Origin of the sequence: Mycolicibacterium aichiense (genome assembly GCF_010726245.1) — a bacterium.
Lineage (GTDB): Bacteria > Actinomycetota > Actinomycetes > Mycobacteriales > Mycobacteriaceae > Mycobacterium > Mycobacterium aichiense.
This window is the reverse complement of the sequence record NZ_AP022561.1, coordinates 2,229,878-2,243,561: the sequence shown is the minus strand read 5'-3', so window position 1 is coordinate 2,243,561 and position 13,684 is coordinate 2,229,878. Positions and strand designations below refer to the sequence as shown.

Annotated in this window: 17 protein-coding genes; 9 read left to right on the top strand and 8 right to left on the bottom strand. The window is 67.2% G+C overall.

What is annotated here, in order from left to right:
- Positions 1-32: 32 nt before the first annotated feature.
- Positions 33-530: a DUF1990 domain-containing protein gene (locus G6N32_RS10860; RefSeq protein ID WP_115319603.1), complete on the top strand. Its 498-nt coding sequence runs from the start codon at positions 33-35 to the stop codon at positions 528-530.
- Here G6N32_RS10860 and G6N32_RS10855 read toward each other — a convergent pair.
- Positions 502-1,578, bottom strand: coding sequence for a hypothetical protein (locus G6N32_RS10855; RefSeq protein ID WP_115319602.1), 1,077 nt, complete (start codon positions 1,576-1,578; stop codon positions 502-504). The two genes, G6N32_RS10860 and G6N32_RS10855, sit on opposite strands and share 29 nt — an antisense overlap.
- A gap of 18 nt (positions 1,579-1,596) precedes the next feature.
- Between G6N32_RS10855 and G6N32_RS10850 the strand changes: the two genes are divergently transcribed.
- A complete protein-coding gene (locus G6N32_RS10850) occupies positions 1,597-1,845 on the top strand; it encodes an ANTAR domain-containing protein (RefSeq protein WP_410432627.1) in 249 nt (82 codons plus the stop codon).
- 7 nt (positions 1,846-1,852) lie between these two features.
- Here the strand turns inward: G6N32_RS10850 and G6N32_RS10845 are convergent, their stop codons facing one another.
- Complete coding sequence (locus tag G6N32_RS10845) at positions 1,853-2,848, bottom strand: sigma-70 family RNA polymerase sigma factor (protein ID WP_115319601.1); 996 nt, start codon at positions 2,846-2,848, stop codon at positions 1,853-1,855.
- Between the two features lie 163 nt (positions 2,849-3,011).
- On the opposite strand from G6N32_RS10845, the gene G6N32_RS10840 reads away from it, so the two are divergent.
- The 5 genes from G6N32_RS10840 to G6N32_RS10820 are packed head-to-tail and all read left to right on the top strand — an operon-like array spanning position 3,012 to position 6,832.
- The gene (locus tag G6N32_RS10840; protein WP_115319600.1) at positions 3,012-3,758 is read left to right on the top strand and encodes an SDR family NAD(P)-dependent oxidoreductase; all 747 of its coding nucleotides are present in this window, start codon (positions 3,012-3,014) and stop codon (positions 3,756-3,758) included.
- A 53-nt stretch (positions 3,759-3,811) separates the two neighbouring features.
- Positions 3,812-4,528, top strand: a complete 717-nt coding sequence (locus G6N32_RS10835) for a glycosyltransferase family 2 protein (protein ID WP_232077601.1) — start codon at positions 3,812-3,814, stop codon at positions 4,526-4,528.
- A complete protein-coding gene (locus G6N32_RS10830; RefSeq protein WP_115319599.1) occupies positions 4,525-5,454 on the top strand; it encodes an acyl-CoA dehydrogenase family protein in 930 nt (309 codons plus the stop codon). Before G6N32_RS10835 ends, G6N32_RS10830 begins: the two co-directional genes overlap by 4 nt.
- Positions 5,451-6,212 (top strand): PIG-L deacetylase family protein, encoded by a 762-nt coding sequence (locus G6N32_RS10825; RefSeq protein ID WP_115319598.1) that lies wholly within the window; start codon positions 5,451-5,453, stop codon positions 6,210-6,212. Before G6N32_RS10830 ends, G6N32_RS10825 begins: the two co-directional genes overlap by 4 nt.
- Positions 6,209-6,832: an SAM-dependent methyltransferase gene (locus tag G6N32_RS10820; protein ID WP_115319597.1), complete on the top strand. Its 624-nt coding sequence runs from the start codon at positions 6,209-6,211 to the stop codon at positions 6,830-6,832. The genes G6N32_RS10825 and G6N32_RS10820 overlap by 4 nt, the downstream gene beginning before the upstream one ends.
- Positions 6,833-6,843: 11 nt before the next feature.
- Here the strand turns inward: G6N32_RS10820 and G6N32_RS10815 are convergent, their stop codons facing one another.
- The 4 genes from G6N32_RS10815 to G6N32_RS10800 all read right to left on the bottom strand — a co-directional run bounded on the left by G6N32_RS10815 (position 6,844) and on the right by G6N32_RS10800 (position 10,985).
- The gene (locus G6N32_RS10815; protein ID WP_147292013.1) at positions 6,844-8,331 is read right to left on the bottom strand and encodes an Hsp70 family protein; all 1,488 of its coding nucleotides are present in this window, start codon (positions 8,329-8,331) and stop codon (positions 6,844-6,846) included.
- A gap of 91 nt (positions 8,332-8,422) precedes the next feature.
- Positions 8,423-9,052, bottom strand: coding sequence for a TetR/AcrR family transcriptional regulator (locus G6N32_RS10810; protein WP_115321073.1), 630 nt, complete (start codon positions 9,050-9,052; stop codon positions 8,423-8,425).
- A gap of 2 nt (positions 9,053-9,054) precedes the next feature.
- The gene (locus G6N32_RS10805) at positions 9,055-10,122 is read right to left on the bottom strand and encodes an NAD(P)H-dependent amine dehydrogenase family protein (protein WP_115319593.1); all 1,068 of its coding nucleotides are present in this window, start codon (positions 10,120-10,122) and stop codon (positions 9,055-9,057) included.
- Positions 10,119-10,985, bottom strand: a complete 867-nt coding sequence (locus tag G6N32_RS10800) for an SDR family NAD(P)-dependent oxidoreductase (protein WP_115319592.1) — start codon at positions 10,983-10,985, stop codon at positions 10,119-10,121. Before G6N32_RS10800 ends, G6N32_RS10805 begins: the two co-directional genes overlap by 4 nt.
- 93 nt (positions 10,986-11,078) lie before the next feature.
- On the opposite strand from G6N32_RS10800, the gene G6N32_RS10795 reads away from it, so the two are divergent.
- Positions 11,079-12,284, top strand: coding sequence for a thiolase family protein (locus G6N32_RS10795; RefSeq protein WP_115321072.1), 1,206 nt, complete (start codon positions 11,079-11,081; stop codon positions 12,282-12,284).
- A 2-nt stretch (positions 12,285-12,286) separates the two neighbouring features.
- Positions 12,287-12,697 carry a Zn-ribbon domain-containing OB-fold protein gene (locus tag G6N32_RS10790; protein ID WP_115319591.1) on the top strand — a complete coding sequence of 137 codons (411 nt, stop codon included), beginning with the start codon at positions 12,287-12,289 and terminating at the stop codon, positions 12,695-12,697.
- A 3-nt stretch (positions 12,698-12,700) separates the two neighbouring features.
- On the opposite strand, the gene G6N32_RS10785 is transcribed toward G6N32_RS10790, so the two are convergent.
- Together G6N32_RS10785 and G6N32_RS10780 are read right to left on the bottom strand one after the other, a co-directional pair.
- Positions 12,701-13,171: an ATP-binding protein gene (locus G6N32_RS10785; RefSeq protein WP_115319590.1), complete on the bottom strand. Its 471-nt coding sequence runs from the start codon at positions 13,169-13,171 to the stop codon at positions 12,701-12,703.
- Between the two features lie 30 nt (positions 13,172-13,201).
- The gene (locus tag G6N32_RS10780; protein WP_115319589.1) at positions 13,202-13,591 is read right to left on the bottom strand and encodes an STAS domain-containing protein; all 390 of its coding nucleotides are present in this window, start codon (positions 13,589-13,591) and stop codon (positions 13,202-13,204) included.
- Positions 13,592-13,684: the final 93 nt, after the last annotated feature.

Sequence of the window (13,684 nt, the reverse complement as noted above, 5' to 3'; positions counted from 1 at the left end):
CGAGAGTACGTAACGGATGGCAGGCTGTAACGGTGAAGCTCAGCGACCTGGCCGGCCGCCCGTTGACCTACGCCGAGGTGGGCGCGACGGCGGCGGGTCTGCCTGCTGGTTACCACCATGTGCGGTTGTCGTCGTGCATCGGCAGCGGGCGGGAACGCTTCGAGCGTGCGGCGGAGTCGGTGATGCGCTACGGGATGCTGCGCGGCGCCGGTCTGCGGGTCGCCGCCACCACCGAGGTGGCCGAGGTCGGCACCGACGTGCTCGGCCGGCTCGGACCGTTCGCCGCACCCTGTCGGGTGGTGTACGTGGTCGACGAGAGCAACCGCCGTGGCTTCGCCTACGGCAGCCTGCCCGGCCACGCTGTCTCCGGCGAGGAGATGTTCGGCGTGCGCTTCGACCCCAGCGACGAGTCGGTACATGCCGAGGTGGTGGCCTTCTCCACGCCGGCCACCTGGTGGAGTCAGGTCGGGGCGCCGGTCGCGTCGCTGGTTCAGCGGGTGATCACTCGGCGCTATCTGTCGGTGGTGTAGGCGCCGTCCGCTGCGCCGCGACGTCGACTTGGTAGGACAGGATCGCCAGGCCGAAGAGGCCGATCGACAGGGTGATCAGGGCGGCGAATCCTTCGGTCGCGAAATGCACCAGCGCACTGAGGAAGGTGAACACCAGGGCGGCGGTGCGGAGCAGCCGCAGCGGCCACAGCTTTGCCGTCCGCGGTAGCGCGATCATCGCCGGCAGCGCCATCGCCAGGGTCAGCGCGGCGGCGATCATCAGGATGATCGTGGCCGGGGTCTTGCCGGCCAGGTGAATCGAGACGTGGCTGTCTCGATAGAAGTAGCCGCCCAACGCGATGCCCAGCGCGTGGAAGAGCAAGCCGAGCACCGCGCCGGCCACCAAGAGCCAGCCCACCCAGGACACCCACTTCGGGCTTCGAAATACGTTGGGAATCAACCGTTGTGCCCATCGCCGCACCCGATAGCCACGATCTGTGGCGCGTGCTGCCGAGAGCAAGAGCGCGCGCACGTGCTCGACGTCGTCGCTCGAGGCTCCCCTGGCTCGGGCGTATTCGACCAGTCGCAGACCGATCTCGCGGCGGTGGTCGGGTAGTCCGCGCGCCACGCCGTCGGCGGCGATCGCGGCCGACGACGCCAGGCATTCCCGCGCGCTGAGCGGTCGAATCGCCCGCACCACACGGGCACCGGCGAGGATCAGGCAGACCAGGATGTACATGATCTCGGCGGCCGGTCCGTAGAAGTAGTCGTTGTCCTTGGTGACGAATTTGCCTACCTCGTCGAGGAACAAGCCGAACCCGATCCCGCCCAACACCACGGCCAGGGACCGCGGGCCCGAGCCCAGAACCATCCAGCCGATCAGCAGGGCAAGCATCATCAGTGCGCCGCCCCACAGCGCGTGCGCGATGTGCAGGTCGCCGCCGCCGACCTGCGGGTAGCCGGTGAGTTGCAGATACAACCGGGTCAGCAGGATCGTCGCGATCGCGATGATGACAAAGGCTTCGGCCGACGTCAGACCAGTGGCGTTACGGGTGATCGGTCCGCGCCGCAGGCGGGTCTGCTCGGTCATCGAATCTCCTCTGCGCCGATGTTGCACCACCCATCGTGGCGGGTATGGCATCTGTCGTGGGACGCGGCCCGGCGCGAACACGAGTTTCAGGAGGCGTTGGCCAGCCGCGACATCATCGGGCAGGCCAAGGGCATGATCATGGAGCGCTACAGCAAGGACGCCAACCAGGCGTTCGAGATGCTGCGACAGCTGTCGCACGACACGAACGTGCCGTTGGCCGAAGTCGCGGCCAAGATCGTCGATGCGGCACAAGCACATCCGCGCTGACGGGATCTCATACCTCGAGTGTTCGCGGCAGTCCGAATCGCGGCATGACGTCGTTGTCGAACCGGGTCAGGCCGCAGATCCGTTGACCGGACAGATCGAGGACCAACAGACCGGCGGCGTGACGCACGGGGTCGGCGCCCGTCGTCAGATAGGCCCCGAATGCCGGCTGACCATTGGCGCGGGTAGCCACGAGGGTGTATCTCCGGCGCCGGAAGACCTGGGCATAGAAGCCTGCGACGGCGTCGAGACCGTGGTACTCCAGCGGGATCGGCGGCATGGAGACCCGGACGTCGGCGGTCAACAAACGCACCAAAGCCGCCACGTCACCGGCCTGATATGCGCGCACGAAATCCGCAACCAGCGCTTGCTCCGACGACGAATTCGGTTCTGGCGATTCACGATCCCGGTTCCGCGCGCCGACCGTCTCACGCGCCCTCTTCAGCGCGCTGTTCACCGAAGCGGCTGTGGCGCAAAACATCTCGGACACTTCGGCGGTGCGGTAGCCGAGCACATCTCGCAACAGAAGCACGGCGCGCTGGCGCGCGGGAAGCAACTGCAGCGCGGTGACGAACGCCAGTGAGATGGCTTCCCGCTGTTCGTATGCCGCCTCTGGCCCGAGGACAGACGTGTCCGCGAAATCCAGCAGATGGTCCGGTATGGGCTCCAGCCAGACGACGTCGCCGTAGTGCGTCGGCTCGGGCAGGTCATTCTCGGCGATGCTCACCTCCGTAGCCGGTCGCTTCCTTCTGGCGGAACGCAGCGCGCCCAGACACTGATTGGTGGCGATGCGGTACAGCCACGTCCGAATCGATGCCCGCTCCTCGAAGCCGTCCAGTGCCCGCCAAGCCGCCAGCAACGTGTTCTGAACCATGTCCTCGGCGTCCTGCAACGAGCCCAGCATCCGATAGCAGTGCACCTCGAGCTCGCGACGATGCGGTTCGGTCAGCGCGCGGAACGCTTCGCTGTCGCCGGCCCGCGCCTGTTCGATCAGATTGCCTGTCATGCCATATCACCGCTCGCCTCGCACCTGTCGGCCGCCCTGCGCGGCACCCATCTGTACTGACGTTCGGGAGACGTGAAAGTGATCGCGACATCACCGCTCACTTCGGACGAGACCGCGCATCTACCTCTTCGACAGGTTTCACGAAGACGCGAGAAGGGCCGACATGACTGAACTACCCGCAAGGAAGGTGCTCGTGGTCGGGGCCGGGCGTGGATTGGGGCGGGGCATTGCCTGCGCCTTCGCCGAATCGGGCGCCGACGTCGTTGCGCTTGCCCGCGACGGCGCAGCGCTGGCCGCCCTGGCGGACACCCATCCCGCCATCCGCACGCACGTCGCCGACGCGTCGGACGCCGCCACGGCGCGGCACGTGCTCGATGAGTACCAGCCGTACACGGTGATCGTGGTCGCCGGCGCGACCCCCGAGATGCGTGAACTGACGCAGCACTCCTGGGAGACGTTCTCCGTCAACTGGGACGCCGATGTGAAGATCGCCTTCACCTGGGCGCAGGCAGCGCTTCTGCAGCCGATGCCGCGCGGCAGCAGGGTCGTCATCGTCAGCAGTGGCGCCGCGCTGAACGGATCCCCGCTCAGCGGCGGCTACGCCGGATCCAAGGCCACTCAGCGGTTCATCGCCCAATACGCCCAGCGGGAGTCGGAGCGATCCGGTCTGGGCATCATCTTCACCACCGTCATGCCGAGGATGACGCCGGCCGGCGATGTGGGACGAGCTGGTATCCGGGCCTACGCATGCGAGGCCGGACTGACCGAGGACGCGTTCATCGAGCAGCTCGGACCGGTGATCACGCCGGAAATCGCGGGACAGGCCATGATCGACCTGGTGTCCCTCGGCCGCGGCGACTACGCGGCGGGGTATGTGCTGACCGGGGCAGGTCTGGCCCCGCCGACCTGACCCGCGCACGCCGGCGAAGTGTGAAAACACCGCAGACCGGCTACTGAATTGACGTGGCTGCTGCTGATTTCGACCGCGCGGTGATCGTCGTCCCCGCCCACAACGAGGCGCCGGCCTTGCCGGACTGCCTGACGGCGATTGCGGCTGCGGCCGAGCGGGCCGATATTCCGGTCACGGTGGTGGTGGTCCTGGACAGCTGCGACGACGGCAGCAACGCGCTGGCGGAACGTTTCGGCAGCGATGTGCATTTTCTCGAGATCGACGCACACAACGTGGGCAAGGCGCGAGCCGCCGGCTTCTCGTTTGCCCGCGAGCAGGGTCTCAGTGGTCCGAACATGTGGTACGCGACCACCGACGCGGACAGCCGGGTGGACCCCAACTGGTTGGTACGTCAACTCAGCGCACATGCCGACATGATTCTCGGCGTTGTGCGCATCACCAACTGGCGTCAGATCCCGGTCAAGGCGGTCCGGCGTTACCTTCGCGCGTACCACTCCAAGATCCAGCCGGGTCGGGTCACGCACGACCACGTTCACGGCGCGAACATGGGTTTCGCGGCCGACGCCTATTGGCACGTCGGTGGCTTCGATGCCCTGACCAGCGACGAGGACGTCGACTTGGTTCATCGGTTCGAAGTCGTCGGGTTCCGAATTCGCCGTGACACCCGACTCTCAGTGGCCACGTCTGCACGCCAGATCGGGCGCGCCCCAGCCGGATTCGCCGCCCACCTGCGTGGGATGCTGGGCGATCCGCAACGCGACTCGGCATGACCACCACGACTGTGCAGCGCTGGCTGGACGCCGGCGATCTGGACCTCCCCTTACCGGGCTCGGGTGGCACCCTGATCCGCTGGCAGAGACTTTCCGCGTTGTGCGAGCGCGATGTGGCGGCAGGCCGGCTGGCGGAGGCGCACACCGACGCGATCGCGATCCTCGCCGAGCTGCACGGGCCGCGGGCGCAGCCGGGCCGGTTGTGGGGCGTGTGGGCAGCCGAAGCGCCCGGCGCCACCGTCACCGCGCATCACGACGGCGATGACGTGACGTTGAGCGGTGTCAAAGCGTGGTGCTCCGGCGCCGGGATGTGCGCCGACGCGCTGGTGACGGCCCAGACGGCGACGGGGGCCCGCGGCCTCTACGCGGTCGACCTGCACAGCCCGGGCGTTCAGCCGCTGCCGAGCACGTGGCGTAACGCTGGGATGGCCGAGTCGGACACCCGCTCCGTGCAATTCAGCGCTGCGCCGGCCACCCCGGTTGGCGGCCCCGACGAGTACCTGACCCGGCCGGGCTTCTGGCACGGCGCGGCCGGCGTCGCGGCGTGCTGGCTGGGTGCGGCCCGCGCGGTGGCAACGCCGCTTTACCGCGCCGTAGCCGAGCGCAAGAGCGAGAACCCCTATGCTGCAGCACATCTCGGTGCCGTCGACACCGCCCTTGCCGCGGCGGGCGCCCTGATGGCCAGCACCGCTGACCAGGTCGATGCGGCCCCGCACAGCGCCGGACAGGTGGCGGCTCGGCGGCTACGGGCAGCCGTCGAAACCGCGGTCGACGAGGTGATCGCCCGAACCGCGCGGGCGCTGGGCCCCGCACCGTTGGCCATGGATGAGCTGCACGCCCAGCATGTCGCCGATCTGGCCATGTACGTCCGGCAGAGTCATGCCGAGAAGGATCTCGCCGCGCTGGGCCTGCTGGTGGCCCGATGAGCGCACCGACCGGTAACGCGGCCCGGTTTGCGGCGGTGCCCATCTCCGGTGGTGGAACACCTGCCGACGAATGGCTTCGGCGACAGCACCCGTTTCCGTCGTTGCCGCTGGATCAGTGCCCGGGCCTGGTCGTGGTGGCACCGCATCCTGACGACGAGACGCTCGGCTTCGGCGCGACGGCCTGCGCGGTCGCGGCCCGCGGCGTCGACGTGCACACGGTCATCGCCACCGACGGCGGTGCAGCGTGGCCTGGCCTGTCGGCGTTCGAGCAAGCCCGGCTCGAGGAGTCCAGGCGCGGCGAATCACAGACCGCGGCAGCGGTTCTCGGCCTTCCGGTGCCGGTTTTTCTCGGGCTCCCGGACGGCAGGCTCACCGAGAACGAATCCCGGCTCGCCGAGATTCTCACCGAGATTCTGGCCGGCCGCCCCGAGGGCACGTGGTGCGCGGCGACGTGGCGCGGCGATGGTCATCCCGATCACGAGGTGGTCGGTCGGGCCGCTGCCGTGGCCACGTCGCGTACCGGAGCCGTGCTCCTGGAGTATCCGATCTGGATGTGGCACTGGGCTCGTCCCGGTGATGACGCGGTGCCCTGGCAGAGCGCAGTACAGATGGTCGCGGATCCGGTTGCGGTGCACCGTAAACGCGAGGCGGTTGCCTCGTTCCGAAGCCAGCTGGAGAGCGACGCCGGGCGCGAGCCGATCTTGCCGCCGTACGTCCTGGAGCGACTGGATCGCGTGGGAGAGGTGGTGTTCCAATGACTTCCGGTCTGCCCCACGGCTACTTCGATGCCCTCTACGCCGAGTCAGCCGATCCGTGGGAGCTCGCCTCGCGGTGGTACGAACGGCGCAAGTACGCGATCACGCTGGCGCTACTCCCCCATGAGCGGTACCGGCACGCCTTCGAGCCGGGGTGCTCGATCGGAGTACTCACCGAACAGTTGAGCGCCCGCTGCGATCACGTGACGGCCGTCGACGTCGCCGATGCCGCGTTGGCGCACGCCGACGCCCGGCTGCGCGCCAGTGGCCGTCGCGACACGGTCACACTGGTGAACCGGTCTTTCGACACCGACTGGCCGGCAACCGATTTCGACCTGGTGGTGATCTCCGAGGTCGGCTACTACTTCGATGCCCCGACGCTGCGGGAAACGTTGAGCCGTGAAATTCCCCGGCTGCAGCCGAACGCCACCATCCTCAGCGCACACTGGCGACATCGGGTGTCCGACTATCCGCTGTCCGGTGACGCCGTCACCGCGATCATCGCCGCCACACCCGGATTACACCGGATCGGTGGATACCGGGACGACGACGTCGTCATCGAGGTGTTCGATACCGGTTCGGCGCAATCGGTCGCAGCGCGTACGAGCGTTCCCGGGGCCTGACGCCAGCGGCGTCAGGGCGCAACGTTGAGGTTCGGTGCCGGCGGCAGGCCGGGAATCCTTGGCGGCGGCGGCAATCCGGGAATCAATGGCCGGCGCGTCGAGGTGGTCGTGGTGTCCCAGTCGGTGGTGGTCGTCGGAACCGTTGTCGTCGTAGTCGGCGTCGTTGTCGTGGTGGTCGGCGTCGTCGTGGTGGTCGTAGTGGTAGTGGTGGTGGTGGTAGTGGTGGTGGTCGGCGGGGTCGTGGTGGTGGTCGTGGTCTCCACGGTCACCACGGTCGTCGGGGTCTGCGGCGCGGGCGCCTGTTCGGTGACGGTCTGGACGGGCGGGTTGGTCATCGTGACGGTCTCGGCGGGTGGCGGCGCTTGCGGTGCGCTCACGATCGACGAAACCGCGGTCGCCGGAAGCGGTTTTACCGATGGCGTGCTCGGCGCGCTTGTCCCGGTGAGGGTGTAGGCGAACCCGCCGACGGCGACCGCCGCGACGGCGGCCGCCCCGCCGAGCAGCAGCGGCACACTGCGGGTCAGGCTGGACCCGCGCTGCTGCGGCGGTTCCCCACCAAGGATCGACAGGTCGTCGTCCTCGGCATCGCTGTAACCGCGATAGTCGGCGTCGCTGTAGCCGTAGGACTGGTCGTAGCCGCCGGTATCGTCCGGGGCTTCGTCGTTGGACCAGGCCAGCGGTGCGGCCATCGTTGCCGACTGCGGACCGAGGTCGGCAATCAGCGGCGCCGGCGCCATGCCGGTCGGCGCGTCGGCGGCCAGCTGCCGTGCCGCGGCCAGGCCCGCTCCCAGCGCCGCATCCAGATGCGGGTGCGCCGACACCGTCACCGGCATCTGCAGGTGCTCGGAAAGTTGGTGGGTGGCGACAGGTGTCACCGATTCGCCGATGACGGCGGCTGCACTGACGTCGGCGCGGCCGATCCGGGCGCGTTCCAGAGTGGCGTCCAGTGCGCGCAGAAATTCGCTGTCGTCACCGGAGAGTTCCTCGAACCGGGTCGTCTCCCCGATCTGACGGTAGTCGGCAGCCGCGTCGGCCAGGGTGACAGAAGTGCCGCCGCCACCGAAGTCGCACACCAGGATCACCCCCTGGCGGGGTAACCCGGGGTCGCTCTGCAGTGAGCGCAACGCTGCGGTCGCGTCGGATACCAGCACCGGGGGTGCAGCAGCCGACGCCAACGCCGGCAGATTCCAGAGCGCATCACGCAGCGCATCACGCCGACCCGGTCCCCAGTGCGCGGGAACCGCGACACCCGACACCTCGGCCAGGCCCGAGCCCTCGGTGTCGGCCAGTCCGGACAGTGCCGCGGCCAGCAGCTGCTCGGCGCGATAGGCGAAGCCGTCGGCTCCCGTCACGGGGATCGGATCACCGACGCGGTCGACGAAATCGGTCCACAGCTGATCGCCGAGCGTGACCGCCGCAGGACAGATCACCGGCGCCGCCCCGGCCCGCGCGGCGACCAGACTGGCTGTGCCCACGGAGATACCCAGCGGTTCGGTCATCCGGCCATGATCACCAAGGCTCGGTGTCAAAGTCACTCAGGCGCGCCGATTCGGCACATCCCTATGACCTAACTGTGACTTTGCTTGCTGCTCATTGCCTTTGCCCATGGCAATCGAGGTAGGAACAGATCACGTCGACCAGCGCGGTCAGCTCCCGATTGCTGTGTTGAGGGCCGACCATGACCAACTGGGTGATCACCAGCCCGCGCATGGTCGCCCAGATCAGGTCACCGATGGCCGCCGCGTGTGGATTGTCCAGTCCTTGCGCGATGTCACGGCTCACATCGGAGATGGCCTTTTGCAATGCCAAGAGGTGCCGGGTCCCCCGTTTGTCGCGCATGGCCCGGGTGCCGATCAGTATTTCCAGCGAGGCACGTGATGTCGGGCTGGAGAACGCCGCCCACGCGGCGTGAACCACCAGCTCGACCCGCTTGCGGCGACTCTGCGATGGCGACGGCGGCGGCAGGCTGCGCAGCAGTTCCAGCAGTTCGGCGAAGCCGCGGTCGACGACGGCCATCAGCAGGCCGTCGCGATCACCGAAGTGGTATTGCACCACGCCCCACGTGACGCCGGCCCGTTCGGCGATGTGCTTGGCGCTGGCGGCGGCGAATCCCTCTTCGATCACACAGCGCACGGTCTCGTCGAGGACCGCCTCACGGGTGCGTTCGGCACGTTCCTGACTCCCGCCGGGCGGGCGCCGCGGCGCGATCTTGGGAGTCACCGTCACCACATCACGCGGTCGGCATGCGCGGCAGGTAAGTCCTTGACCGACAACAGGCCCGCAGGTGCGGCGCACACCGCGTCGATGGCGTTGACGGCGCGAGCGGCGGTCGAGATGACACCGCCGTCGTTGTGGTCGACGCCGTCCAGACCTAGGTGGGTGTTGATTTCCACACCGGGGTTGCCCCGCACCACCACGCGGTGCACACCGAGCCGGCCGTCCGGCGGATAGGGCCAGTCGGGGGCGGTGACCGGGGTGAGCCGGTTGACGTGTTCCATGGTGATCACCGGCTGCCCGTCTCGGTAACCCTGCACTGCGAACCGAACGGCGGCGACATGACCGGGTGCGACGCTCATCATCGTGCAGTCGATCGGTTCCGGCGTCACCCAGCTCTCGTGCCACTCCCGCACTTCGTCGAGCGTGACCCCCAGGACATCAGCCAACGACCGAACCTGTCCGCCCCACAGCGAGGACAGCACGCCGGGGGCGAACATGATCGGCGTGTGGTCCGGTGTGGTGCCGAAACCGAAACTGAGGCCGGTGAATTCGGCGTCGTCATAGCTGCCGTAGTCGCAGATCTCCGAGACCGTGATGCCGGTGGCCCGCCCGGCCAGCGTCAGCGCGGTGTAGACCAGACTGTCTCCGGAGTAGCCAGGGTCGACTCCGTTGATGTACAGCGAGGTGCCGCCCTCGGCGCAGGCCGCGGCCAGCGGTTCGCGGATCCATGCGTCGGCGTGCTGCGGTGCGACCAGCCACACCATCGACGTACCGACCACGTTGGTGCCGGCCCGCAGGAATCGGCAGATCTCCTCGATGGCCTGCTGTGGGCGCATCTCGGCCTGGGAGGTGTAGACGACGCAGTCGGCGCCGAGGGCCACCAACGCGTCGATGTCATTGGTGGCCACCACCCCGGTGGGTTCGGACCGGCCGCAGATGTCGGCGGCGTCGCGGCCGACCTTGTCGGGGCCGTGGGCGTGCAGCCCGATCAGCTCGAGGTCGGGCCGCTCGATGATGAGTGGCAGCGCATGCTTGCCGACGTTGCCGGTGGCGAACTGGATGACGCGCTTCACAGCAGGTCCGTGATCGTCTTGAGGCCGGCTTCGTAGAGCACGCCGGGCATCATGCCGCCGTCGATCTCGATGGTGGTTCCGTTGATGAAATCGGCTGTGCCACCGCATAGGAACACCACGGCGCGACCCACCTCCTGCGGCTCTCCGGCGCGATGCATGGGCACGGCGTGGAAGTACCTCTCTCCGGTCGGGTCGTCCTTGGGCAACACGAACGACTTGAAATTGTCGGTCATCGTCGGCCCCAGCGCCAAACAGTTCACCCGCACTTTCGGTCCCCATTCCTCGGCCAGCGACCGGGTTAGATGGTTGAGGCCGGATTTGGCCGCCCCGTATGACACCAGCGTCGGCGAGCCGGCGGGATGTCCTGCGCCGCTGGAGATGTTGACGATCGAGCCGACACCGTCCTGTTCGCGCATCTGTCGGAACACCCGGATGGCGAACCACATCGGGCTGATCAGGTTCATCTGAATGGCGAAGGCGTGGAACAACACTGTGCGTTCGTACTCGTCGTCCGACGCCGGCGCACCCTGGATCTGGGAAACCAGGCTCGGGATGCTCTCGACGTTGGGTGCCGGCACCGTACCGCCTGCGTTGTTGACCAGGATGTCGATGCGGCCGTGGTCGGCCACCACCTCGTCGACGAAGTCGTCGATGGCCCGGTAGTCACCCTGGTCGCACACCCGCTGCGAGGAACGGGCCAGCCACTCCGGATTGTCTTCAACCCCAGGCATGGCATCGAGGGGTCGGCGCGAGCAGCCGACGACAGTGGCTCCGGCGCGCAGTAATTCGTGCGCGATACCCAGTCCCACTCCGCGGCTGGTGCCGGTGACGACGGCGACCTTGCCGTCCAGGGGTGACGCCACTGTGAGCTACCTCTCGCCGGATCCGATTCTCATTAAGCGCTCAATATGATTACATGCTCAATGTTATTGGGCAATGACTTGGAGGACAGCGGCATGGGTCTGCGCGGAGAGGCCGCGATCGTCGGCTACACCGAACTCCCCTCCACGAAGCGACCGACCGGTCCGCTCGAGTTCACCCTGGAGCAGTGGGCACGGCTGGCGAAGGCCGCACTCGACGATGCCGGCTTGTCGGCCGCCGATGTGGATGGCATCTGTACCACGCATCTGCAGGAGTCCCAGATCTTCGTGCCGTCCACGGTCATCGAATATCTGGGCATCAAAGCCAATTTCGCCGAGATGGTCGACCTCGGCGGCGCCAGCGCGGTGGCGATGGTGTGGCGCGCGGCGGCAGCCATCGAGCTCGGCCTGTGCAACGCGGTGCTGTGCGTGATCCCCGCGACGCCGATGACGCCGGTCAGTGCGCACAAGCCGCTCGACATCAGTGAGTTGATGTATTTCGGGGCGTCCAGTAACCGGTACGGCTCGCCACAAGCCGAATTCGAGATCCCCTACGGCAATCTCGGCCAGAACGGACCCTACGGCCAGGTCGCCAACCTCTACGGCGCCACCTACGGCTACGACGAACGGGCGATGGCCAAGATCAGCGTCGACCAGCGGGTCAACGCGAATCACACGCCTGGGGCGATCTTTCGCGACTCCCCGATCACCGTCGATGACGTGCTCAACAGTCCGGTCATCGCCGCACCGCTGCACATGCTGGAGATCGTCATGCCGGTGATGGGCGGGGCCGCGGTGCTGGTGACCGGAGCCGATCTGGCCCGTCGCAGCGCCAACCGTCCGGTGTGGATCAAAGGATTCGGCGAACGGGTGCCGTACAAGACGCCGACCTACGCCCAGGAGTTGCTGCAGACTCCGATGATCAAAGCGGCCGCATCGGCATTCTCGATGGCCGGGCTGACGCCCGCCGACATGGACATGGTGTCGATCTATGACTGCTACACGATCACCGTGCTGCTCAGTTTGGAGGACGCCGGGTTCTGCCAGAAGGGCAAGGGCCTGCAGTTCGTCGCCGAGCACGACCTGACGTTCCGCGGCGATTTCCCGATGAACACCGCCGGCGGCCAGCTGGGTTACGGGCAGGCCGGGACTGCCGGCGGAATGCACCACGTCTGCGACGCCGCCCGCCAGATCATGGGCCGCTCAGGTACCACCCAGGTCAAAGACTGCAACCGTGCCTTTGTCTCCGGCAATGGCGGCATCTTGAGCGAACAGACCACTCTCGTCTTGGAAGGCGACTGATCATGGGCGACTTCGACAAGCCGATGCCGATCCCGACGCCGACCACCCAACCGTTCTGGGATGCCCTGGCCGAACACCGGATCCGGATCCAGTACTCGCCGTCGGCGCAGCGCTACGTGTTCTATCCCCGGGTGCTGGCGCCGGGCACGTTGGCCGACGATCTGGAATGGCGGGAGATTTCCGGGGCGGCCTCGCTCTATACCTACACGGTGGCGTACCGACCGGTCGCACCACATTTTGCCGACGAGGTGCCTCAGCTACTCGCGGTCGTGCAATGGGATGAGGGCCCGCGGTTCTCGACCGAGATCGTCAATGCCGAACCGGCGGAGCTGGAAATAGGGATGCGACTGAAGCCGGTGTTCTACGACTATGCCGACGCGGGCGTCACGATGCTGCGCTACGAGCCGGCCTGAGGGCTATCCGACTCGGGCGTCGTCGTCGGATTCCTGGACGGCGTGAACCTGCTCGAAGCGCAGGCACACGGTGGTGCCCAACGCCGAAGAATCAATGGTGACGTCATCGGCGAGCGCACGCATCAGCGGGATGCCCCGACCGCGCGTGCGGCTCTGCGTGGCGGGAGTGGACTCCCGCCATTGACCTTGATCGGCAATCGTGACCGTCAGGGTGTCGCCGTCGCGCACCGCCTCCAGGTCGATGGTGCCGACCCCGCCCTTGAGCAGGTAGGCAAACTCGGCCGTATTGGCCAGCGCTTCGTTGACCGCTAGCACGACGTCGCTGAACCGAACTCGATCGATATCTCCGCAGGCCCGCAGCCAGGTCGCGAACTCGTCGCGAACCATGGCTGCGTTGTGCGCATCAGCGACGACATCGTTGCGCGCGAAGCGGTCACCGTCGGCTGTGTGACTGGGGTAACTCGGTGTCGTCATGGCAAAGCTCTTATACCCAACTTCCGAGAATTACTCACCAAGTGCGGCGCGCGCCTCATCCAATGTTGCGTAGAGGCCGATGATGTCGGCGAGGCCGACCAATTTGAGCGGCCGGCTTGTGGCGGGCCCGCTGGCCACGACACCGAAGCCGATCTCCGCCGACGCCTTGTCGCGGGCGGCGACGAGAACGCCCATACCTGCCGAAGCCAGGAAGTCGACATCGGACAGGTCGACGATGATGGCGGCCGGGTTCTTGGTCAGCGAGGCGGTGATGCTGGCCTCGAGTTGAGGAGAGGTCAGCATGTCGACCACGCCGGCAGCAGATATGACGACCGTCCGCCCGAACCACTCCTCGTTGATCACGCAGCCTGTGTTGGCCGCAGTGGTCGTGCCGGTGGTGGCAGTGGCTTGTTCGTCCAAAAGTTCACCTCACTACGCGCGCCGGACGGCACGCTCGCAATCACAAACGCCTGCGAGGCTTCCGTCTGAACCTGGCAAGAACTTACTAGCTCT

Excerpts from the sequence above, each read along its gene's own strand:
- G6N32_RS10855 (WP_115319602.1), bottom strand. The coding sequence starts at position 1,578 with ATGACCGAGCAGACCCGCCTGCGGCGCGGACCGATCACCCGTAACGCC.
- G6N32_RS10850 (WP_410432627.1), top strand. The coding sequence starts at position 1,597 with ATGTTGCACCACCCATCGTGGCGGGTATGGCATCTGTCGTGGGACGCG.
- G6N32_RS10845 (WP_115319601.1), bottom strand. The coding sequence starts at position 2,848 with ATGACAGGCAATCTGATCGAACAGGCGCGGGCCGGCGACAGCGAAGCG.
- G6N32_RS10840 (WP_115319600.1), top strand. The coding sequence starts at position 3,012 with ATGACTGAACTACCCGCAAGGAAGGTGCTCGTGGTCGGGGCCGGGCGT.
- G6N32_RS10830 (WP_115319599.1), top strand. The coding sequence starts at position 4,525 with ATGACCACCACGACTGTGCAGCGCTGGCTGGACGCCGGCGATCTGGAC.
- G6N32_RS10825 (WP_115319598.1), top strand. The coding sequence starts at position 5,451 with ATGAGCGCACCGACCGGTAACGCGGCCCGGTTTGCGGCGGTGCCCATC.
- G6N32_RS10820 (WP_115319597.1), top strand. The coding sequence starts at position 6,209 with ATGACTTCCGGTCTGCCCCACGGCTACTTCGATGCCCTCTACGCCGAG.
- G6N32_RS10815 (WP_147292013.1), bottom strand. The coding sequence starts at position 8,331 with ATGACCGAACCGCTGGGTATCTCCGTGGGCACAGCCAGTCTGGTCGCC.
- G6N32_RS10795 (WP_115321072.1), top strand. The coding sequence starts at position 11,079 with ATGGGTCTGCGCGGAGAGGCCGCGATCGTCGGCTACACCGAACTCCCC.
- G6N32_RS10790 (WP_115319591.1), top strand. The coding sequence starts at position 12,287 with ATGGGCGACTTCGACAAGCCGATGCCGATCCCGACGCCGACCACCCAA.
- G6N32_RS10785 (WP_115319590.1), bottom strand. The coding sequence starts at position 13,171 with ATGACGACACCGAGTTACCCCAGTCACACAGCCGACGGTGACCGCTTC.